This is a genomic window from Mycobacterium sp., from assembly GCF_035570115.1.
Lineage (GTDB): Bacteria > Actinomycetota > Actinomycetes > Mycobacteriales > Mycobacteriaceae > Mycobacterium.
In genome coordinates, this window is record NZ_DATMLH010000178.1 from 1 (window position 1) to 20,818 (window position 20,818).

The window sequence follows — 20,818 nt, forward strand, 5'->3', positions numbered from 1 at the left end:
GGTATCTCTACGACCCCCGGCGGTGGGGCGGGCTGCGCCGCGGGCAGCACGGCCACGCCGAGACCGGCGGCGACCAGGCCCCGTAGCGTGTCCATCGCCTCGCCCTCGAAGGCCAGCGCCGGGGTGAAGCCGGCCGCCTGAGCGAGTTCGTTGGTGAGTTGGCGCAGGCCGGAGGCCGGTTTCATCCCGACGAACGGCTCGCGGGCCAGTTCAGCCATCCTCACCCACGCTCTGCCGGTCAGCCGGTGCTCGGCCGGCACCGTGACCATCAACGACTGCTCTTCGACGGTGAACCCGGCGAATTCGCCCGGTGCAGGTAGCGGCGAGGTGAACGCCAGGTCCGCGCGCCCGCTACGGACGTGGTCGAGCATCAGTTCACCATGGGCGCCCTCGAGTAGCGTGAACCGGACGTGCGGGTGCTCGCGCCGAAACGCCCGCAACAGCCCGGGTACCCGCCGCTCGCCGAGGGTGTACAGGAACGCGAGCACCACCGAGCCGCGCTCGGGATCGGCCTCGTCGGTGGCCTGGCGCACCTCGGTGGCCAGCTCGGACAGCGTCCGGCCGGCCGCCTGGGCGAGGCTGGCGCCAACGCGGCTGAGCCGGATGCCGCGCCCGTCGGGCACCACCACCGGCGTCCCCAACTCGGCGGACAGCGCCGCCAGCCACCGGCTTGCGGTCGGCTGCAGTAGGCCCAGCGTGGCCGCGGCCCTGGTCAGATTGCCCTCCTCGGCGAGAGCATGCAGCAGCGCCAGCTTCGGGGCCAGCGACCGCACGAGTGTTACGTCGGACACACCGGAAATTGTCACCCCGAGCACCTGCGCTGGTCTACAACCATCGATGCATTTATACATGGATCACGGCATTCGGCCGCATTAGACGCATCAATCGCCGGTACCTACCGTCGGCGACATGGTGAATTGTCTAGCCAGCCCCCAGACCCGGCACCGGCAAGGCAGCTCCGGGTTCCGCCGGATCAACTTCGCGCTGTTTTGTGCCGGACTGGCCACCTTCGGCACGCTGTACGCGGCCCAGGGCCTACTACCGTCGCTGAGCGCCGCGTTCCACCTCTCACCCGCGGGTGCCAGCCTCGCTGTCTCGGTGGCGACCGGCGCACTGGCCGTGGGTGTGCTGCCGCTCACCGCCCTATCCGCGACCCTCGGGCGCACACCGGTGATGACCGTCTCGCTGTTCGCCACGGCCGTGCTGACGCTGCTGCTCGCGGTTAGCCCGACCTTCACCGTGCTGCTGGTACTGCGCGCTTTGCAGGGCCTCGCGCTGGCCGGCATCCAGGCAGTGGCGATGTCATATCTGGTCGAAGAAGTGCACGACGATTCGCTTGGCTTCGCGATGGGCCTCTACGTCGCGGGCACCGCCTTCGGCGGGATGACCGGACGGCTGGTTGGCGCCCTGGTCGACGACGTAGCCGGGTGGCGGTGGGCCCTGGCTGTGGTTGGCGTTCTCGCGCTGGCCTGCGCGATCGCGTTCAACTGCACCATCGTGCCGTCTGTTGGTTTTCGGCCGCGCCCGCTGCGCGTGGGGGAGTCGGCGGGGTCGATTGGCCGCGCACTCAGCGACACCGGGCTGCTGGGACTGTTCGCCGTCGGCCTCCTGCTGTTTTCTTGCTTCGTCACGGTCTACAACTACCTCGGCTACCGGCTGCTCGGTCCTGGCTTCGGACTCTCCCGCACCGTCGTCGGGTTGATCTTCGTGGCGTATCTGGCCGGCTCCCTCGCCTCACCGTTCGCCGGTCGGCTAGCCGACCGGTTCGGCCGCCCGCATGTGCTGTGCGTGGCGGCCGTGATCACCCTGGCCGGCCTGGCATTGCTGGCCACGGGCAGCGTGGCCGCGGTGATCGTCGGGCTGATCATCACCACCGGTGGGTTCTTCGCCGCGCATGCCGTGGCCAGCGGCTGGGTCAGCGCGCGGTCGGCCACCCTCGGCGTGCAGGGCCCCGCAGTCTATGTGTTCTGCTACTACCTCGGCTCCAGTGTGGGCGGCACAGTCGGTGGCCTCGTTTATTCGGCGGCCGGCTGGCCGGGTGTCACCGACTACACCGGCGCGTTCCTGGTCGCCGTGCTGATCCTCGCAATCCTGCTGCGCAGGCTGCGACCGGCCGCGCCGATGGCGGCTACCCCATGATCGGCGGCCGAAGGACAACGGTCAGCGCCCGGCACGTCGTGATAGCCACGGGCCAGAAGTCAGACCTTCGCGTGAACAGTCGCGCGGAAACAATGACGAAGGTGGTGCGGCTAATCGATTCGTATTCATCGTGTGAATCCGCCGGTGAGGGGCATTGGGGGTACCGGCAGTTAGCACCATCGGGCAACCTCGCCGATGGCCGCCCACTCCCCGACTCGTGGTGATCGCTGCTGGTGGCAACCATCCGCACCGCGCGCTGCGGGCATCTCCTCGAGGAACTGCGTCCGCAGACGGAACTGATCGATGTGCTACGCCGGCACGATGGACCGGAGTCGGATGTCGTCGTGCGAGAGGTCAGTTCGATAGAGCGGCTGTGGTCGGGAAAGACGAAGCAGTTCGACGCCAGGTGATCTAGCCGTCGTATCCGACATCATCGCTTTGCTGATCGAGGCCCTGCCGCCGTTGCATCAGCGACCAGGCATCTTCACAGCCATACGGCTATCGGGCTCGGAGTTGTGACGCTATCTTTGGTTCACGCGCGGCTGAGAATTGCCTTACCAAGAGACGAGTCGTTTGCAGCCACTTGGTTACCGCGACCGGGGGAGGCGAGGGCTGAACTACCGCTGAAGTAACAATCCGTACCGGCACTTGTCGTGCCCATTCGTACAGCACATGCAACGCAACCAATCGACTGTCGACAACAGGGGCTAAGGAGGCAGGCTGATGTCCGTTGTCTCCAGGGTCTGGGCCGAGGCCCTTTGGCTGCTCTTGGTGGCTATAGCGGCAACCCTTTGCGGCGTGTGGTTTATCGAACGCAAGCACCACTACCTGGTGCTCATCACGGCGTCACCGGTCAGTATCGCCCTGGGAATGCTTGTCGAGCTCTCGCCCCTGGATGCCGCATACCGCGTTGTGATCTCAGGGGTGTTCCTGCTGTGCGGTATCTACCTCGGACTAGAAGGAATGGTTCGCCGCGCCGGACGTGGGCCAGGTCCCTACGTCGCTGAGGTCATTGGGCTGCTCGGCGTGGCTGGCCTATTAGTTCTGGCAGCGACTCATCGGAGTCTTGCGTGGGAAGTGCGCGTCCAGGATTACACCGCGGCGGGTATAGGTATCTCCGCTTTTTATCGCGGTCGATTCCTCACCAACGGCCGACGAGGTGACGGGGTCTTAGGACTGACGACGTTGGCTTTGATCGGCTACTTCCTCCTACGTTCCTGGGTGGGGCTTGATGTCGAATTGTTTTCTACCGCAGAACGTTCGGGGTTCGACGCCTTCACCCCGCCGTTTGTGATTGCCTTTGTGCTGTTGGCGACGTGTTTCGCAGCGACGATCACCGTGCAGGAACTAGCGACCGTCGTCGCGACGTTGCGTCGCGAACGCGATACCGACGTGCTGACCGGGGTGCTGAACCGTCGCGGATTTGAGACACGGGTCAAGCATCTCCTCACCGCAGGTAACCACGTTGCTTCGAGCCTCGTCGTTTGTGACCTCGACAATTTCAAGCAGATAAACGACCGGTACGGGCATATCGCCGGTGACGAGGTGCTGCGCGATCTTTGCGTGTTGCTCGGAGCCTCGGCGCGCACGTCGGACCTGCTAGGGCGGATCGGTGGCGACGAGTTCGCTGTCTACTTGACCGGATCGACCCATCGCGATGCCACGGAATTTTCGATACGAATCCGCAACGAGCTTACCCACACTCAGTTCCGGGCACTTCCCGACTTCGAGTCCATCACGGCAAGTTTTGGTGTCGCCACGACAACCGCGGGCATGGAATTCACCGATCTTCTATGCGCTGCCGATAACCAGCTTTACGAAGCGAAAGGTTAAGGCGCCTCTAGGCGAAATCTGCCTCTTTGACGCCGTTTCGCCCGACCGCATTTAAAAGCAAACACTGTGACCAAGAGCCTGGATGGTCGATGGCCAAGTGCTGCTCGATGAGGTGTTGGCCGGCTGTGGGCGTGGTCATGGCCGCTCGGACTCGGGGCGCCGGTGCAACGCGTTTGCCACAACCGTCGCCGCGTTGCGACACGGTCACGGATGCATACCTATTGAAAACTCGATGGCAACATCAGCCACACCGACCACTATCGTCACATAAGCCAACTGCGGACGTCAATGCGACGGCTCGCCCCTGGAAAGGTGGGACATGTCGGCGATTCGTCGGATCGTTTCAATATCGGTGGCGTCGGCGACCGCTGTCGGACTCGTCGTTCCGGTCGGCTTCGCGCCGCCGGCGATCGCGACGCCGTGCTCGGCCCCGGAAGCCAACGTTCCGGCTCCTGCCGCGCTGCCGGACATGCCCGCGCCCGCCCCGGTCGTTGCACCACCGACCGGGCGCAGGCCGCGGGGTACAAACGAGAACGCGCCGCTGCCCAAACTGGGTCCGCTGATCCAGTCCTTCGGTTCCCTCCTTAAACCCCTGACCCAGGCCCAAAAGCAGGCGCAACTGCAGGCGGCGGTGACACCGGCGCCCACTCCTCCCGGCGCGGCGTTCCAGCAACCCCCGAACGTTAATCAGGCGGCTCCGCAGGCCGTCCCGGCACCTCCGCCGCCTGCCCAGGTCGCGGGGGCTCCGACCTCGCTCGTGGACTATGTGACCGGGCCGAATAGCCCGAACAAAACTCTCGAACGTTTCGGCATCTCCGGGACTGACCTCGGGATCCCTTGGGATAACGGCGATCCCGGCAATCATCAGGTCCTGATGGCCTTCGGTGACACCTTCGGCTATTGCAGCGTCCACGGCCAACAGTGGCGATACAACGTACTTTTCCGCAGCCAAGACCGCGACCTGTCGCAGGGAATCCACGTGGCGGACGGGGTGCCGAACAATCCATACTCCGGTTCACCGGTGTGGGCACCCGGCCTTTCCAAGCAAGTCGTCAACAGCATCCATAAGGCCTCGCACGAGACGGGGATCATTCCGACCTCCGCGATTGCTTTAGGGCGAACCCAATACATGAACTTCATGTCGATCAAGAACTGGGGCCGCGACGGCGAATGGTCGACGAACTACTCGGGAATCGCTCGGTCCGTCGACAATGGTCAGAGCTGGGGCATCTTCCCCCGCACCATCCGGCTGGCCTCTGCGGACACCGTCCCGGGCGGCCATTATTTTCCGGGCAATGAGAACTTCCAGATGGGCGCGTTCATGAAGGGCAAGGACGGTTACCTTTACTCGTTCGGGACGCCGTCGGGACGCGGCGGCCCAGCGTTTTTGTCTCGAGTTCCCCCGAACTTTGTGCCCGACCTCACCAAGTACCAGTACTGGAACGGCGAGGGGAAGGGCTGGGTCCCGATGGACCCAGGCGCTGCGACGCCGATTTTCCCGGGGCCGGTGGGCGAAATGTCAGGGCAGTACAACGATTATCTCAAGCAATACCTGGTGCTATACACCAACGGTGGCAGCAACGACGTCGTGGCGCGGACCGCGCCGTCTCCGGAAGGACCGTGGAGTCCGGAACAACCGCTGGTGTCGTCTTTCTCGATGCCCGGCGGCATTTACGCGCCGATGATCCATCCCTGGTCGTCGGGTAGAGACTTGTACTTCAACCTGTCGCTGTGGTCCGCATACGACGTGATGTTGATGCACACCGTGTTGCCGTAACCCCAGGCGCCTTATCAGTCCGGTTGCGACGACGCCACGGCCGGGAGTCGGAAGCTCATGTCCACCGTCGTTCCCGACGGGGTGCACTCCATCTCGAGCCAGTCGCTCACGGCGCGGATCAGCAGCAGTCCGCGTCCGCGCACACCGGGGTCGGCTGATTCTGGCTTCCAGGAACCCTTGTCGACGATCCTCACATGCACACGGGCGCCGTCGTTTTCGCCTTCCACCCGGACCTTGGCCGGTTTATGTCCACGGTAGGCGTGCTCGATGCTGTTGGCGGCCGCCTCGTTGACGGCCAAGACGATGTCGGCGATCATCCCCTCCGGAATGGCGGCGCCGCGTAGCCATGTGGCGAGCCGGTGTCGGATATCGCTCAATTGCCCAGCGGTTGCAGCCTTTTCAATCTTCAACGGGGCATACGGTTGCCGGTATACGACGATCGCGATGTCGTCGTCGTATCCCGTTGACGGTGCCATCGCGCTGAGCACCGCGTCCGCGACGCCATCGACGGGCAGATTCAACCCGCCGGCCACCGTCGCACTGACCCGCGCGATGCCGTCGTCGATTGACACCTCGCGTCGCTCGACCAGTCCGTCGGTGTACAGCATCAACGTTGAGCCGGGCGGCAGGACAACGACGGATTGTGGCCGTGAACGCTTGCGGCTTACCGCCAGCGGTACTGAGCGAGCGTCTGAGAGTAGAGTCGGCTCGGAGTGCGGCGCGGCCAGAATCGCCGGCAGGTGACCGGCGCAGCTATAACAGAATTCACCGGTCGTGGTATTCAGAACTGCCAGAAAAACGGTGGTGCAGAAGGCATCCGGGATCAGCTCGGCCACGGCATCGAGGTCTTCGAGCAGCATGCCAGGCTCGGCGCCGGTGAGTAGCAAAGCTCGCGCGGAGCTGCGGAGCTGACCCATCACCGCCGCGGCCGAGAGGCCACGCCCCACGCAGTCTCCGACGATGATGCCAATCCGGTTGTCGCCGACCCCCAGTACGTCGTACCAATCACCACCGATCTCCAGGGGCGTGACCGCCGGCTCGTAGCGGACCGCGAAGCCGGGCGGAAGCTCCGTTGGCGCCAGCATCGCGTGCTGCAAAGTCAGCGACGTCTCACGCGCGGTCTCGAACTGGCGCACATGCTGGATTGCCAGCCCGAGGTGGCCGACGAGGACGGTGACCAGCAGCCGATCTTCCGCACTGACCCGGCGAGGCACCCGAAGCTCCAGCCACAATGCGACGTCCCCAGCGCCGGTCAGGACTGCGACGATGCCGCGTGGCGTACCGGGAGCGTCCGGCCATTCGATCGGCTGCACCGTGAGCGGCAATTGGTGACGCGCTTGGTGGAATATCTCGCGCAGCACCGGATCTAGTTGACGCCAGGGCAATGGGGCTTTCTCGCCCGCGACCTGAATCGTCGGGTCACCTCCGTTCGTCGGCCACACCGCGGCCACCACCCGGTGAACGTCGAGCGTCAGGCGGCACTCGTCCAGGGTGATCGTCAGCACTTCGGCCACGCTTTTTGCCACGCCGACGGCCGTGGCCAGGCGCAGGACCGCGCTTTCCCGGGCTGCGAAGGCGCGCTCGGCGGTGATATCGCGAAGCGTTCCGACGTACACGTCGCCATCGGCGGCATCAGTCATGACCCGGTTGATGTTGGACGTCACCCACACCAGACGGCCGTCTCGATGCCGGATCGGGGTCTCGTATTGAACGTGGGTTTCTTGCCCGAGCCTGGATTGCTGCAGCCGCGCCGCCTTTTCGTCGACCAGCCACGGGTGCGGCCACTGGTAGGGGATGCCGTGCGCCGGATAGCCGGTGATCTTGGTGAAGGCATCATTGAGCTCGACGACGGCGCCGGTGCGATCGGCAACAAAGAATCCCTCCTGCAGCGAATTCACCAAGGCGCTGCGAAACTCGTCGCGATCGGCAAGATCTTCGGCGCGGGCCCGTTGCTCCTCGTAACGCCTTGTGCCGTCTAGGAATCCGCGAGTCGCGACATCGAGTGGGGCCAGCATCTGCAACAGGAAGGCAAGGGCCGCCGCCCCGTCGAAGCCCGGTTCCTGCGCGAAGTCGTCGACTAGCCGGAAGTGATTCTCGATGACGTCCAGCATGCTGATGCCTTCTTCTAGGGCTCGACGCCCTAGCTCGTGGCCGACGGCAAGCTCTTCTTCGCCGCGCGCTTGCAGGTAGGTACGCAGCGCCGCGGCGTACTCGACATGGAAGTCGCGAGTCATCCCGACACGCCTCGGTGACGTGCGGCGAGAACCAGTGCGTCATCGTTGTCTTTGGCATGTCTGCGTAGAATCTGATCGGCGATCGCCAAAGACGATGCGGCGAAGTCGATGTCGTCCAAGTGATCTTCGACGATGCCGTCGCTGGTGATCACCAGCAAATCGCCGGGTCGAATCGGGACTTCCTGCGGTATAAGGGCTTCGGGTATCCGGTAGCCGACGATGCCGCCGGCGAGACGTGCCGAGGACCGGACCTCGACACCGGCAGGTCGCTTGGCGACAAGGTCGGCGGCGACATTGCCGATTCCCGCCCAGCTCAGGGTATCGGTCCGAAAATCGATGCGCGCCAACGTCATCGCGACCCCCCGGGTGCCGGTTAGAGCTCGGTGGCAGCGTTTCACGAGGACGTCGAGTGGCTCGGCACGGGCAGCGAGGAGCACGTCCACGCCGCGGGTGGCCGCCTCGGCGGCTTCCGCGCCATGGCCCAGACCGTCCAGCACGCCGATCAGGGCGCCGGCACCGTCCACGTCGACCGCGATCATCCGGTCGCCGCAAACGTTTTCGCCCGGGCGCGGGCGCGCCTTGGCCGCCCACTCGATCGGACCCAGCCAGCCGTGTTCAGCCATTGCGCGGAATCCACTTCCACATCTCAACAACTGTTCCGTGACCCGGTGTGGACTCCACGATCAAGCGATCCATCAGCCGGCGTGCACCGGGCAAGCCGAGTCCCAGGCCCCGCCCGGTCGAAAAGCCGTCCTCCATCGCCCTTTCGATGTTGGCGATACCCGGACCGTCGTCTTCGGCACGCACCACCAGTGCCTGCCGGCCTTCTCGGTCTTGCACCCCAACCCGAATTGCGCCGTAACCGGCGTAGCTGGTGATGTTACGGGCGACCTCCGAGATCGCCGTGGCGATCATCGTCACATCGGTCAAAGAGAAGCCCAGCTTGCGGGCCAGCTGGTGGCCCGCCTGACGTGCCGCGACGATGTCGTCGGGGTTGCCGACATCGACGATGACGTCATCCGCCACCGTCGAGTCCGATCGACTTTCCGAGCCCCAGTTGTCTATTCAGCAGCGCCAGACCTTCTTCCAGGTCCAGCGCCGTGTACATATCGTCGAACATCAAGCCCAGCTGGACCATCGCAAACGCGACTTCCGGTTGCAGGCCGACGATTACGGTGTCCGCCCCACGTAGCCGCGTCATGTGCGCGATGGTCCGCAGCGACCGTGCCGCGAACGAGTCCATCACGTCGATGGCGGTGACGTCGACGATGATGCCCTGTGCGCGAAAACGGCTGACCCGCTCCATGAGGTCGTAGCGAAGTCGCTCGGTGTCGGAGTCGGTCAGCGCCGCCTGCACCGACGCAATGAGGATTGGGCCCTGCTTCAGGATCGGTACTGGCATGGCGCGCTCGTGTTAGCTCTCAACGAAGTCTTGTTATCCGCCTGTTTCGCCGGTGCGGGTGACCTCGTAGCCCAGCAGGCGTTCGGCTTCTTCGATTCCACCCTGCAGGTCACCGACGGCGTTCATCTTGGAAAGATCCAGCCCGATCGTCACCAGGGTGAGTGCGATCTCCGAAGACAGCCCGGTGATGATCACGCTGGCGCCCATCAGGCCCGATGCGTCGACGGTCTGCACCAAGTGGTTCGCCACCGTGGAGTCGATGGTGGGCACACCGGTGATGTCGATGACGACGACCTTGGCGCGGTTGGCGCGAATAGCCCGCAGCAGCTGCTCGGTGACCTGCCGGGCGCGCTGACTGTCGAGGACGCCGATGATCGGCAAGATCAGCAACTGCTCGCGCACCTGCAGCACCGGCGTCGACAGCTCGCGGATGGCCTCCTGCTGCTGCCGGATGATGCGCTCGCGTTCCTGCACGAAGCCGACGGCGACGGTGTTGGCGATCCGGTTGGCCGCGGGCTCGTAGGCGTCGAGCACCCGGTTCAGCAGGTCGAAGTCCGTCTGGTACTTCTCGAACAGCGACCGGGCAAGGACGTCGCGCAGGAGCAAGACGATGCCGACGACCTCATTGGTCTCCACACCACGCGGAATGATGCGTTCGGACAAGTCGCGCGCGTAGTCCTGCAGCGCCTCGACGCTACCGGTCTCGAGCACCTCGACGTAGCTGTCGTACACCGTCGTTGCCTCGGAGAAGATCTCCTCGGGTGACATCGCGGTGAGCAATTCGGCCTCGGTGATCCTGCGGGCCCATTCCTCCCGCAACGCCGTTCGGTTCTGGCGTAGGTGCTGCACGAGCTGTGGCAGCAGCAAACCTTCGCTCGAGATCGGTGGCGTCTGATTGACGACGCCCGTTCCCGCAAGATCTATCGTCTGATCCGACATCGAACCTCCCGGCTCCGCGCGGCTGGCACACTCCCCGCGCCAAGACTAACCGAGCCTCGCCGGACGAGGAGTTGAAGTAGTATTTCTGCCAGTTTGCGGCGGCGGCACCGGGTCGGCACCAGGTCCGCCAGGCGCGATGGGACGCCAGACTAAGGATGGCCGTTGTCAGCTGCGGATCCGATCACCACCTCCGTCGCGCACCGCGAAGGGGTCTCCGTGGTAAGCATCGGCGGCGAAATCGATTTGAGCACCGCGCCGGCTTTTGAAGCGGCAATAGCGGGAGCGCTTGACGATGATCCGCCAGTTCTCGTCATCGAACTTTCCGAAGTGAGGTTCATGGCATCGGTGGGCCTGCGGATCCTGGCCGCCGCCCACGAAAGGGTCAGCAAATCCGCTCGGGTCGCAATAGTGGCCGACAATCCGGCGACGAGCAGACCGATGCAGTTGACCGGCCTCGACAAAATCATCTCGTTGTACCCGACGTTGGACGACGCGTTGGCGGCGGTGGGTATCGGCCCTAATAACTAGCGCAGCACCTGACGGGCGATCGCATACTTGTGCACTTCGGTTGGGCCGTCGTAGAGGCGGAAGGCCCGCATATCGGAGAAGATCATGCCGACCGGTGTCTCGTCAGAGATACCGATGCCGCCGAGGATCTGCACGCAGCGGTCGGCGACCTTGAACAGCTCCTCCGACACGTAGGCCTTCGCCATTGAGCTTTCGTGCCGGCCCGTGCCACGCTCTTTGTCCAGAACCCAGCAGGCCCACCAGATCGCGAGTCGGCATTGCTGCAAGGCGATTTCGTTGTCGGCGATCATGAAACCCACGCCCTGGTGCTCGCCGATCGGTTTGCCGAACGCGGTGCGTTCGCGGGCGTGCTGCACGGCAATCGACTGCGCACGCGACGCGGCTCCCAGCCAGCGCATGCAGTGCGTCAGCCGTGCCGGTGCCAACCGCAACTGGGCGTAGCGCAGGGCTTGGCCGACCTCGCCGAGCACTGCCGAGGACGGCAGCCGCAGGTCGCTGAACCGCACAACGCCATGGCCTTCGACGTAGTTGCGGTCCATCGTGTTCATCACCCGCTCGATCTCGATGCCCGCGGTAGTGCCATCACACAGGAACAGCGTCGGCCCGTCGGCGCCGTGCGGGTTAGGTGCGACACGGGCCATGATGATCCACGTCCCCGCGCCGTTCGCGCCGGTGATCAACCACTTGCGCCCGTTGATGACGTAGTCAACCCCGTCGAACGCCGCCTCGGTGGCCAGCTGGTTGGGATCCGAACCGGCGCCGCCGGGTTCGGTCATCGCGAACACTGACCGCGACCGCCCGTCGATCACCGGCAGCAGGAATTGATCGATCTGCTCCTCACTGGCGACCCGCCCCAGCAGGTACATGTTGGCTTCGTCGGGTGCGGCGCAGTTGAGCGCCACCGGGCCCAGCGTCGACCAACCGGCCGCCTCGAACAGCACCGCTTGCTCGCGGTGCGATGGCTCCCGGCCACCAAAACGCTTGGGCGCCTGGAATGTCAGCAGTCCCGCTGCACGGGCCAGCTCCACCAGCTCGGATCGCAGATCGTCGTCGGGGCCATGTCGAGTAAGGCGTGGATCAGCCTCGTACGGCACGATCCGCTCGGTGACGAACGCGCGGATCTCGTCGCGCAACGCGGCCAGCTCCGCAGGTATGTCGAAATCGATCATGTGGTCTCCATCAACTCGCACGCCTGCTCGAACAGGCGCACCGTGGCCGCATGCAGTAGTTCGCCGACTTCCATCGGCGCCTTACCGGCGCTTGCCCTCGCCAGGGTGCCCTCCAGCACGATGCCGAGCTTGAAACACGCCAGCACGGTGTACCAGGTGATGTGCGACAGGTCGCGCGTGGTGTTGCGGGCATATTGCTCGACCAGGTCTGAGTTGCTGGCCAATCCGCTCATCTCAAAGAGGGTGCCGCCGAACGTGCTGGATCCGCCGGACTGGTCCCAAGTGGCCAGCAACCAGCCCAGATCCAGCAGCGGGTCGCCGATCGTGCACATCTCCCAGTCGACGATGGCGACGACGTCGGGGCCGGTCCGGGAGAACATCACGTTGGCGGCGTGATAGTCGCCGTGCATGATGCCCGGCGTCCACGCCGACGGCCGGCCTTGTTCGAGCCAGGTGGCGACGTCGTCAACGCCGGGAATGTCGGGCCCGGGATAGTTTTCGAACGCCCGATACGATTCCAACTCCGAAAGCCAGCGCGGCACTTGGCGTTCCAGGAAGCCCTCGGGCTTACCGAAATCGCCGAGCCCGACGGCGCGATGGTCCACGGCCCCCAGCTTGGCCAGGGCGTCGGCCATCGACAGTCCCATCCGGAACCGCACAGCCGGGTCGCCGGCATGCAGCGGGGGCAGCTCTTCGCCGGCGTTGAACCCGTCGATGGGTTCCATCAGATAGAAGACCGCGTCGCCGAGCACGTTCGGGTCGTCGCAGCTGGCAATCAAGCGCGGATGCGGCACGTCGGTGCCGGCCAGCGCGGCCAATACCTGGGTCTCGCGCATGATCACGACGTTGCTGCGCGGGCGAAGGTGCTTCGGCCCGCGTCGCAGTACGTATGGTCGGTCCGCCCTGGTGAACCGCAACATGATGTTCTGTGTTCCGCCGCTGATCTTCGAAACGTTCTCCAGCGGGCCGTTGCCTAACCCTTGCTGCGACATCCACTCGGTCAGGGCGTCTAGGGCTTCTGGGTCGTCCACGTTCCAAGAAGCTACCCTTCCCCGGTGTCGGCCCGGATCGCGGAGGTCTGCAAGGATCGCGCCATGACGCCATCAGTGATCCAGCGCTGGACCTCGATCATCGAGAACGGTCGTACCGACGAACTGGACGCTCTGCTCGCCGACGACGCGGTGTTCTTCTCGCCCGCGGTCTTCACTCCGCAGGAAGGCCGCCAGAAGACCCTGATGTACCTCGAGGCCGCCGTGAAAGTGTTTGGCGACACCGACTTCCATTACGTCGAGCAGTGGTACAACGATCAATCCGCGATCCTTGAGTTCGCCGCGACGATCGACGGCATCTACGTCAACGGGGTCGACATGATCCACTGGAACGACGACGAGCAGATCGTGTCGTTCAAGGTCATGCTGCGACCGCTGAAGGCGTTGCAGACAATCATCCCGGCGATGGCAGAGTTGTTGCAGCAGTGACGGAGTTGTAGTGACCGACCGGGCTGCCCGACTGAGCGACGTCCATGAGATCGCCGCCGGCATGCCCCATGCCCGGCGCATCGAAGGGCCGAAGGGCAACGCGATCTATCAGGTCGGCGGCAAGTCCTACGTCTTCTTCCGCACCCCGCAACCCGACGCCGTCGACCCCGATACCGGGGAGCGGCTCGGCGACGTGATCATGATCTGGGTGGAATCCGAGAGCGAGAAATTGGCGCTGGTGCAGGATCCGGATTCACCCTTCTTCACCACCGATCGATTCGACGACCATCCCTCGGTGCTGATCCGGGCCAGCAGGCTAGCCGATGTCAGCAGAACAGAGCTGGCTGAGCTCATCCAAGATGGCTGGCTCTCGCGCGCGTCGAAGCGTCGGGCGGAGCAGTGGATCGCCGCGAACCGAAAGTAGCGGGGCCCAGGGCCTTCACAGACACGCGGCGTACTGTCCGGGGCTGGTTGGAGACGAGAGGAACAGCGATGCCGCGAACCGACAACGATTCCTGGGACATCACCCAGAGTGTGGGATCAACAGCGCTCGGGGTGGCCGCGGCGCGCGCCGCGGAAACCGAAAGCGAGAACCCGCTCTTCCGGGATCCGTTCGCACGGGCTTTTCTCGAGGCGGCCGGCGACGGCATGTGGAGCCTGATGGCGAATCCCACGAAGTCAGCCGAACTGACCGATCTCGACCCGGATCTGCTGGCCCACATGCAGGTGATGATCGACTTCATGGCCGTTCGGACAGCGTTTTTCGATGAGTACTTCCTCAACGGGGTCGGGACCGGCGTTCGGCAGGTGGTGATCCTGGCGGCCGGCTTGGACGCGCGCGCCTGGCGGCTGCCATGGCCCGACGGGACAGTAGTCTATGAGCTGGATCAGGCCAAGGTTCTGGAGTTTAAGTCGACCACCCTGCGGAACCGCGGCGCGCACCCGACGTCGAGGCTGGTGAGCGTCGCGGTAGACCTGCGACAGGATTGGCCAACAGCGTTGCAGGAGGCGGGGTTTGACCCATCGATCCCGACGGTGTGGTTGGCCGAGGGGCTACTCCGGTATCTGCCTGCGCGGGCCCAGGATCTGCTGTTCGAGCGCGTCCAGGCGTTGAGTCCGTCCGGCAGTTGGCTGGCTGTCAACGTGCCCGCGAAAGACGCGGCGGATCCCGACAAGCTGGCCCGTCAGCGTGAACAGACGCAACGTTTCCGCGCCTCGGCATCCCGGGTGCTGGACATCGAAGTGCCCGACGTCGACGACCTCTGGTACCCCGAGGAACGCACCGACGTGACCGACTGGCTGCGTGAACACGGCTGGGCCGCGTCGGCCGTCACCATGGGCGAGATGCTGGCCCGGTACGGACGTAACGTCCCCGGCGACGATGTCCTGCCGGCGACCGTCTTCGTTTCTGCGCAACGATCCTGATGGTGGGCGGCGCAGCTGGCTGCCGCCGAGCCGCAATGTTTCATGTTTCTGTATCGCAGCACTAGTCGGGCGGCGTTGGCCTTCCTGAGGCACTGAACGGCACTGGCAGCGAGAACGGTGTAAACGTTCTCTGTCAGTTATTCAGATGTTTTGTCTAGATGTTTGGACGTTTGCCGCCGTGGGTACGTTAGCTCTGCTCTGCGGTTTTCTTTTCCCACATTGATGGAGGCCAGGATGCGCGGCGGAGGTTTAATCAGTGCAATTGTGGTGGTCTGGTTGGTGATCGGCGTGGTCGCCGCATTCCAACGGGGTTACTTGAAGAATACCGACCAAAACTGTGCCTCATTGGGCACTATCGCGGTCACGGTGCTTGTGGGTCCCCTGAATTACGCGGGTGTCAACCCGAAGGTGGGCGATTGTCATTTGCCGCAACCCAGTTCGATGCCCGCCATGGACATCGAGCACCTGCTCGGAGTGGAGGCGTCATGATTGCTTTGGGCATCCTGCTGCTGCTTGTGGGATTCTTCCTCAAAGTGCCTGTCCTTACAACGATCGGCATCATCTTGCTGGTCATCGGTGCGGTGCTCTGGGTTCTGGGCTCTGTTGGTCGCCCGGTCGCCGGCAGGCGCTACTGGTATTAACGCGAATCACCGAGAAAAGCCAAAGCCAAAACATCTGCAATTGATTGGAATGGAGTTGTCATGATTGTCCTCGGAATTATCTTGCTCGTCCTCGGTTATGTGCTGCCGGTGCCACTGCTGGCGACCCTCGGGTGGATTCTGGTGGTCATCGGCGTGGTGTTCTTCATCTTGGGCTCTGTCGGTCGTCCAGTCGCAGGCCGAAGAGTCTGGTTCTGATCGCAAACCCGGCACTGGGGTTGGTTCACAGCCGACACATAGGAACGCCATAGCAGCACCTAATCGTGCTGGGCATACTTGAAAGCTGTGAGCCAACCCCATACAGCCGTCGAGCGGGTCGTTATGCGTCGCGCCGACGGAAATCCGATCAATGTGCTGGTGGTCGACGACGAAGCCGTCCTCGCCGAGATGGTGTCGATGGCGCTTCGCTACGAGGGCTGGAACATCGCCACCGCCGGCGACGGATCGTCGGCGCTGGAGTCCGCCCGGTCGCAGCGTCCCGACGTGGTCGTCCTCGACGTGATGCTGCCCGATATGAGCGGGCTCGATGTTCTCCGGAAACTGCGCGAACAAAATCCGCAGCTGCCGGTGCTGCTGCTGACCGCGAAGGATGCCGTCGAAGACCGCATCGCCGGCCTCACCGCCGGTGGCGATGACTATGTCACCAAACCGTTCAGCCTCGAAGAGGTGGTGTTGCGGCTGCGGGCGCTGTTGCGGCGCACCGGCGTGACGACGGAGGACAGCGGCGCCCAGCTCGTCGTCGGCGACCTGGTGCTCAACGAGGACAGCCACGAGGTGACCCGCGCCGGGGAGCCGATCTCGTTGACGTCCACCGAGTTTGAGTTGCTGCGATTCATGATGCGCAACTCCAAGCGCGTGCTGAGCAAGGCACAGATCTTGGACCGGGTGTGGAGTTACGACTTCGGTGGCCGGTCCAACATCGTCGAGCTCTACATCTCGTATCTGCGTAAGAAAATCGACAACGGGCGCGAGCCCATGATCCATACCCTGCGCGGCGCCGGCTACGTACTCAAGCCGGCCCCCTAGTCATGGGACGGGCTTGGTCCCTTCGGCTACGGCTATTGATCGGACAGGTCGTGGTGCTCGCCATCGTGTGCGTCGGAATCGGCGCGGTGACCGAGCTTGCGTTGTTCCGATACCTGGTTGCGCAGCTCGACACCCAACTGCACGACGCCTCGCAGCGCTCGGTGCGGATATTCGGTGAGCCGCCGTCTGCGCCGTGGCGCCACCACCTGCGGCCATTCCCGCGACCCGGCCCCGGGCCGGTCTTCCTTGACGCGCCGGGCCAGCCGGTGGGCATGGTCGCCGCCATCGTCGGCAACGGTGAGGCGATGGAGGCCGGCTACCTGACCACCGCCGGCGGCCGGGCCGGGTTGACCGACGCGGCCAAGGCCCAGTTGTCTGCGATCCCTGCCAACCGGACACCGGTAACCCGAAATCTCGACGGCCTGGGCCGGTATCGCGTCATTGCCGCACCCGCCCGGCAGAGCGGCGACATCATCATCACCGGCCTGTCGATGTCCAACGTCGATGCCACGATGATCCGCGTCCTACTGATTTTCGCTGTGGTCATCGTGATCGCCGTGGCGGCCGCCACGACGGCCTGCATCGTGATCATCCGGCGCGCGCTGGCGCCGTTGCGGCGAGTGGCGCAGACCGCCGGCGAGGTTGTCGATCTGTCGCTGGACCGCGGTGAAGTCGAGCTGCCGGTTCGGGTGCTCGACGCGGATGCTAACCCGCGCACCGAGGTTGGGCAGCTCGGGTCGGCGGTGAACCGGATGCTCGACCACATCTCGGCGGCACTGTCGACACGGCAGGCCAGCGAGACCCGGGTGCGTCAGTTCGTCGCCGACGCCAGTCACGAGCTCCGCACGCCGCTGGCCGCGATCCGCGGTTACACCGAACTGGCGCAACGGATGCGCGACGACAGCGATGCGGTGACACATGCGATGCAGCGCGTGCAATCCGAAACCGAGCGGATGACTCACCTCGTTGAGGATCTGTTGCTGCTTGCCCGGTTGGACTCCGGGCGGCCATTGGAACGCGAATCGGTGGATCTCTCGCGGGTGGCAGTGGACGCGGTCAGCGACGCGCATGTCGCCGGGCCGGATCAGCAGTGGGAGCTCGACTTGCCCGAAGACCCGGTAATGGTCTGCGGCGACGCGGCCCGGCTGCATCAGGTAGTGACCAATCTGCTGGCGAACGCCCGCGTTCACACCGGCCAGGGAACCGTCGTGACCACGCGATTGGCTTCCGACACAACGCATGCCGTACTGAGCGTGGTGGACAACGGTCCCGGAATCCCCGAGCAGCTGCAGTCGGAGGTGTTCGAGCGGTTCGCCCGCGGCGACACGTCCCGATCTCGAAAGGGCGGCAGCACCGGCCTAGGCCTGGCGATCGTCTCGGCGGTGATCAAAGCCCATCACGGCACGATCACGCTGGATAGCGCGCCGGGCCATACCGATTTCACGGTGCGGCTGCCGCTGACCACCGAGGATAGCGACGCAAACCCGCTAGCACGCAACGACGGCGACGCCGTGGGGGCGCCGCCGTCGGGTGGGCGTGTTACCCACGGACTCGAATCGAAGAGAAGCCCTAGGGGCAGGTGACGTCTATCTCGAACGGCTTGTTCACCGGCTGCATCGGGTTGGCCATATCCACCCCGGTCGCGGTGCCGGAAATCTTGTAGGTGCTGCCGTCCTTGGTCACGCTGGCGTTGCCCTGACCGGTACCGGAGGTGTAGCCGAGCATGACCCCGTTGACGTTGCCGAGTCCGACCGACTTCACCGCGGGCGGGTTGGCGTCAGTGAGCACGGCGCCAATGCCGGTCTGCGCCCCACCGACGGCGATGTTGACGTTGCCGGCAGCCGCGGTGCAGGCGACCACGCCCTGGACGTTCTGGTCTTTGCCGTCGATTTTCACTTTCGCCGCGGATGTCCCGCTCGAGCCGGCTGCCGCCGCGCTGGTCGCGCTCGATGATGACCCGCCACCGCTCGTCGTCGACTTATTACTCGAACATCCGGACAGGCCTACGACGACGATCGCCGTCGCCGCTGCAGCGACCCTAACTGAACGCTTCACTCGTGCTCCTTTGCCGTTGCGGCGGTCCACAGGAAGTTCACAGACCGCGTTGGCAGTATGCAGCGTTAGCGAACCGCGGGTATCGAATTCGCCAAAAATTCGTTTGCAGGCCAATGCCGCTAATCGGGCTTCAGCAGACGTTTGCTGGCGGGTTGCCGATCGGGCGTTTCTGTTACTGCGCCGCGGAATTGATGGCAGTGTCAGGTGGGTGGAACACAAACGCCAGAGTCGCGCGCTACCGCTGGACGACACGACGGATTTCGCCGACGCCGACCGGGGATTCATCGGTGCGCTGGCACCCTGTGTCGTCAAAGCCGCCGACGGACGTGTGGTGTGGGACAACGACGCGTACTCGTTCATCAGCGGGGACCCGCCGTCATCAGTGCATCCCAGTCTGTGGCGGCAATGCATGCTGACCGCCAAGCAAGGTCTCTACGAGGTGGTGCCGGGCATCTACCAGGTCCGCGGCCTGGACATCTCCAACATCAGTTTCGTTGAGGCCGACACCGGCCTGATCGTCATCGACCCACTCGTCTCCACCGAGGTGGCGGCCGCCGCGCTGCAGCTGTACCGCACGCATCGTGGCGACCGTCCCGTCGTCGCGGTGATCTACACCCACAGCCATGTGGACCATTTCGGCGGCGTGCTGGGCGTGACATCACAGGCTGACGTGGACGCGGGAAAAGTGGCGGTGCTGGCGCCGGAAGGCTTCGTCGAGCACGCGGTACAGGAGAACGTCTACGCCGGTCCGGCGATGACGCGGCGGGCGACCTACATGTACGGAACGCTGCTGCCCCGCGGGCCGCGCGGCCAAGTTGGCTGCGGACTCGGGCAGACACCGTCGACCGGCGAGGTTTCGATTATCGTTCCGACGATCGACATCGGGACCACCGGCGAGACCCACACCATCGACGGTGTGCAGATCGAATTTCAGATGGCACCGGGGACCGAGGCCCCGGCCGAAATGCACTTCTATTTCCCCCGATTCCGCGCGCTGTGCATGGCTGAGAACGCCACCCATAACCTGCACAACCTGTTGACGCTTCGCGGCGCGCTGGTTCGCGACCCGCATGCCTGGTCGGGCTATCTGACCGAGGCGATCGACAAATTCGCCGATCGCACCGACGTGGTGTTTGCCTCCCACCACTGGCCAACGTGGGGACGTGAGCGCCTAATCGAGTTTCTGTCACTGCAACGCGACTTGTACGCCTATCTGCATGACCAGACGCTGCGGCTGCTCAACCAAGGCCACACCGGCGCCGAGATCGCCGAAATGCTCGAGATGCCACCGGCGCTGGACAAGGCGTGGCACACGCACGGGTATTACGGGTCGGTCAGCCATAACGTCAAGGCGATCTACCAGCGCTACATGGGCTGGTTCGACGGCAACCCGGCACGGCTGTGGCCGCACCCGCCAGAAGCTCTGGCTACCCGATACGTCGACGCGATGGGCGGCATCGAGCGCGTCGTCGAACTCGCGCAGCAAGCGTTCGACTCAGGTGACTTCCGTTGGGCTGCAACCCTGCTCGATCATGCGGTGTTCGCCGACAGCACGCATGCCGCCGCCGGCGCACTGCTAGCGGACACGTTCGAGCAGTTGGCCTACGGCGCCGAGAATGCAACATGGCGCAACTTCTTCCTGTCCGGCGCTGTCGAATTGCGGGACGGCAACTTCGGCACCGCGACCCAGGCCACCTCGCTGACCTTGTTGTCTCAGCTCACGCCGGAGCAGATCTTCGACGGCTTGGCCCTCAGCATCAACGGACCCCACGCCTGGGACTTGGACCTCGCCGTCGACATCACCTTGACCGACGTGAACACCAATTACCGGCTGGCACTGCGTAATGGCGTGTTGGTGAGTCGTGAGGTCCCCGCCGAACCCGCAACGGCGAACGTCACCGTCAAGCTGGACAACGCGGTTCGACTCCTCACGGTGGCGATGGGCGATATCGGCTCAGCGGGGCTGGAGATATCGGGGGATCAGACGGCCCTACAGGGGCTGCTGAGTGTCCTGGACAGGCCCGATCCGGCGTTCAACATCATCACGCCGTGACGAGCCGGGGTGGTCACATGGGTTTCCGCCTGAAGGCTGTGGCCCCTGTGCCGCCTCAGAGCGCCGAGGGACTCCTGCGACGGATGAGGATGCAGTCCAAG

At 64.5% G+C, this 20,818-nt stretch carries 22 protein-coding genes and 1 pseudogene; 14 read left to right on the forward strand and 9 right to left on the reverse strand.

Annotated features, from left to right (window positions below):
* Positions 1-791: LysR family transcriptional regulator (locus tag VNW74_RS16000; RefSeq protein WP_325678463.1), on the reverse strand; the 791-nt coding region annotated here is incomplete at its 3' end.
* Between the two features lie 118 nt (positions 792-909).
* Between VNW74_RS16000 and VNW74_RS16005 the strand changes: the two genes are divergently transcribed.
* The 4 genes from VNW74_RS16005 to VNW74_RS16020 all read left to right on the forward strand — a co-directional run bounded on the left by VNW74_RS16005 (position 910) and on the right by VNW74_RS16020 (position 5,749).
* Positions 910-2,139, forward strand: a complete 1,230-nt coding sequence (locus tag VNW74_RS16005) for an MFS transporter (protein WP_325678465.1) — start codon at positions 910-912, stop codon at positions 2,137-2,139.
* Positions 2,140-2,372: 233 nt separating this feature from the next.
* Positions 2,373-2,549 (forward strand): hypothetical protein, encoded by a 177-nt coding sequence (locus tag VNW74_RS16010; protein ID WP_325678467.1) that lies wholly within the window; start codon positions 2,373-2,375, stop codon positions 2,547-2,549.
* Positions 2,550-2,862: 313 nt separating this feature from the next.
* The gene (locus VNW74_RS16015) at positions 2,863-3,972 is read left to right on the forward strand and encodes a GGDEF domain-containing protein (RefSeq protein WP_325678469.1); all 1,110 of its coding nucleotides are present in this window, start codon (positions 2,863-2,865) and stop codon (positions 3,970-3,972) included.
* 319 nt (positions 3,973-4,291) lie between these two features.
* Positions 4,292-5,749, forward strand: a complete 1,458-nt coding sequence (locus VNW74_RS16020; protein WP_325678471.1) for a DUF4185 domain-containing protein — start codon at positions 4,292-4,294, stop codon at positions 5,747-5,749.
* 14 nt (positions 5,750-5,763) lie between these two features.
* Here the strand turns inward: VNW74_RS16020 and VNW74_RS16025 are convergent, their stop codons facing one another.
* Genes VNW74_RS16025 through VNW74_RS16045 form a run of 5 tightly spaced genes read right to left on the reverse strand, consistent with a single transcriptional unit; the run spans position 5,764 to position 10,324 of the window.
* The gene (locus VNW74_RS16025) at positions 5,764-7,983 is read right to left on the reverse strand and encodes a SpoIIE family protein phosphatase (RefSeq protein ID WP_325678473.1); all 2,220 of its coding nucleotides are present in this window, start codon (positions 7,981-7,983) and stop codon (positions 5,764-5,766) included.
* Positions 7,980-8,606 carry a SpoIIE family protein phosphatase gene (locus VNW74_RS16030; RefSeq protein ID WP_325678474.1) on the reverse strand — a complete coding sequence of 209 codons (627 nt, stop codon included), beginning with the start codon at positions 8,604-8,606 and terminating at the stop codon, positions 7,980-7,982. The genes VNW74_RS16025 and VNW74_RS16030 overlap by 4 nt, the downstream gene beginning before the upstream one ends.
* Positions 8,599-9,009, reverse strand: coding sequence for an ATP-binding protein (locus VNW74_RS16035; protein WP_325678476.1), 411 nt, complete (start codon positions 9,007-9,009; stop codon positions 8,599-8,601). The genes VNW74_RS16030 and VNW74_RS16035 overlap by 8 nt, the downstream gene beginning before the upstream one ends.
* Positions 8,999-9,385: an STAS domain-containing protein gene (locus tag VNW74_RS16040; RefSeq protein ID WP_325678478.1), complete on the reverse strand. Its 387-nt coding sequence runs from the start codon at positions 9,383-9,385 to the stop codon at positions 8,999-9,001. Before VNW74_RS16040 ends, VNW74_RS16035 begins: the two co-directional genes overlap by 11 nt.
* A gap of 33 nt (positions 9,386-9,418) precedes the next feature.
* Positions 9,419-10,324, reverse strand: coding sequence for an STAS domain-containing protein (locus tag VNW74_RS16045; RefSeq protein ID WP_325678480.1), 906 nt, complete (start codon positions 10,322-10,324; stop codon positions 9,419-9,421).
* 162 nt (positions 10,325-10,486) lie between these two features.
* On the opposite strand from VNW74_RS16045, the gene VNW74_RS16050 reads away from it, so the two are divergent.
* Complete coding sequence (locus tag VNW74_RS16050) at positions 10,487-10,852, forward strand: STAS domain-containing protein (protein WP_325678482.1); 366 nt, start codon at positions 10,487-10,489, stop codon at positions 10,850-10,852.
* Here VNW74_RS16050 and VNW74_RS16055 read toward each other — a convergent pair.
* Both VNW74_RS16055 and VNW74_RS16060 read right to left on the reverse strand, forming a co-directional pair.
* Positions 10,849-12,021, reverse strand: a complete 1,173-nt coding sequence (locus tag VNW74_RS16055; RefSeq protein WP_325678484.1) for an acyl-CoA dehydrogenase — start codon at positions 12,019-12,021, stop codon at positions 10,849-10,851. The genes VNW74_RS16050 and VNW74_RS16055 overlap by 4 nt on opposite strands.
* Positions 12,018-13,013, reverse strand: coding sequence for a phosphotransferase family protein (locus tag VNW74_RS16060; protein ID WP_325678531.1), 996 nt, complete (start codon positions 13,011-13,013; stop codon positions 12,018-12,020). Before VNW74_RS16060 ends, VNW74_RS16055 begins: the two co-directional genes overlap by 4 nt.
* 102 nt (positions 13,014-13,115) lie before the next feature.
* On the opposite strand from VNW74_RS16060, the gene VNW74_RS16065 reads away from it, so the two are divergent.
* From VNW74_RS16065 to VNW74_RS16100, 8 genes and pseudogenes are all read left to right on the forward strand, one after another.
* Complete coding sequence (locus tag VNW74_RS16065) at positions 13,116-13,499, forward strand: nuclear transport factor 2 family protein (protein ID WP_325678486.1); 384 nt, start codon at positions 13,116-13,118, stop codon at positions 13,497-13,499.
* A 10-nt stretch (positions 13,500-13,509) separates the two neighbouring features.
* A complete protein-coding gene (locus VNW74_RS16070; RefSeq protein ID WP_325678488.1) occupies positions 13,510-13,923 on the forward strand; it encodes a hypothetical protein in 414 nt (137 codons plus the stop codon).
* A 68-nt stretch (positions 13,924-13,991) separates the two neighbouring features.
* Positions 13,992-14,924: a class I SAM-dependent methyltransferase gene (locus VNW74_RS16075; RefSeq protein ID WP_325678490.1), complete on the forward strand. Its 933-nt coding sequence runs from the start codon at positions 13,992-13,994 to the stop codon at positions 14,922-14,924.
* Positions 14,925-15,146: 222 nt separating this feature from the next.
* The gene (locus VNW74_RS16080; protein WP_325678491.1) at positions 15,147-15,413 is read left to right on the forward strand and encodes a hypothetical protein; all 267 of its coding nucleotides are present in this window, start codon (positions 15,147-15,149) and stop codon (positions 15,411-15,413) included.
* Positions 15,410-15,565 (forward strand): hypothetical protein, encoded by a 156-nt coding sequence (locus tag VNW74_RS16085; RefSeq protein WP_325678494.1) that lies wholly within the window; start codon positions 15,410-15,412, stop codon positions 15,563-15,565. The genes VNW74_RS16080 and VNW74_RS16085 overlap by 4 nt, the downstream gene beginning before the upstream one ends.
* 60 nt (positions 15,566-15,625) lie before the next feature.
* Positions 15,626-15,781 (forward strand): DUF6131 family protein, encoded by a 156-nt coding sequence (locus tag VNW74_RS16090; RefSeq protein ID WP_325678497.1) that lies wholly within the window; start codon positions 15,626-15,628, stop codon positions 15,779-15,781.
* A 123-nt stretch (positions 15,782-15,904) separates the two neighbouring features.
* A complete protein-coding gene (locus tag VNW74_RS16095) occupies positions 15,905-16,609 on the forward strand; it encodes a response regulator transcription factor (RefSeq protein WP_325678533.1) in 705 nt (234 codons plus the stop codon).
* A 2-nt stretch (positions 16,610-16,611) separates the two neighbouring features.
* Positions 16,612-18,066, forward strand: a pseudogene (locus VNW74_RS16100) (sensor histidine kinase); the annotation flags it as partial.
* 112 nt (positions 18,067-18,178) lie between these two features.
* Here the strand turns inward: VNW74_RS16100 and VNW74_RS16105 are convergent.
* A complete protein-coding gene (locus VNW74_RS16105) occupies positions 18,179-18,664 on the reverse strand; it encodes a lipoprotein LpqH (RefSeq protein ID WP_325678499.1) in 486 nt (161 codons plus the stop codon).
* Positions 18,665-18,872: 208 nt separating this feature from the next.
* Here VNW74_RS16105 and VNW74_RS16110 point away from each other — a divergent pair, with 208 nt between their 5' ends.
* Positions 18,873-20,717, forward strand: coding sequence for an alkyl/aryl-sulfatase (locus tag VNW74_RS16110; protein WP_325678501.1), 1,845 nt, complete (start codon positions 18,873-18,875; stop codon positions 20,715-20,717).
* The last annotated feature ends 101 nt before the right edge of the window (positions 20,718-20,818 follow it).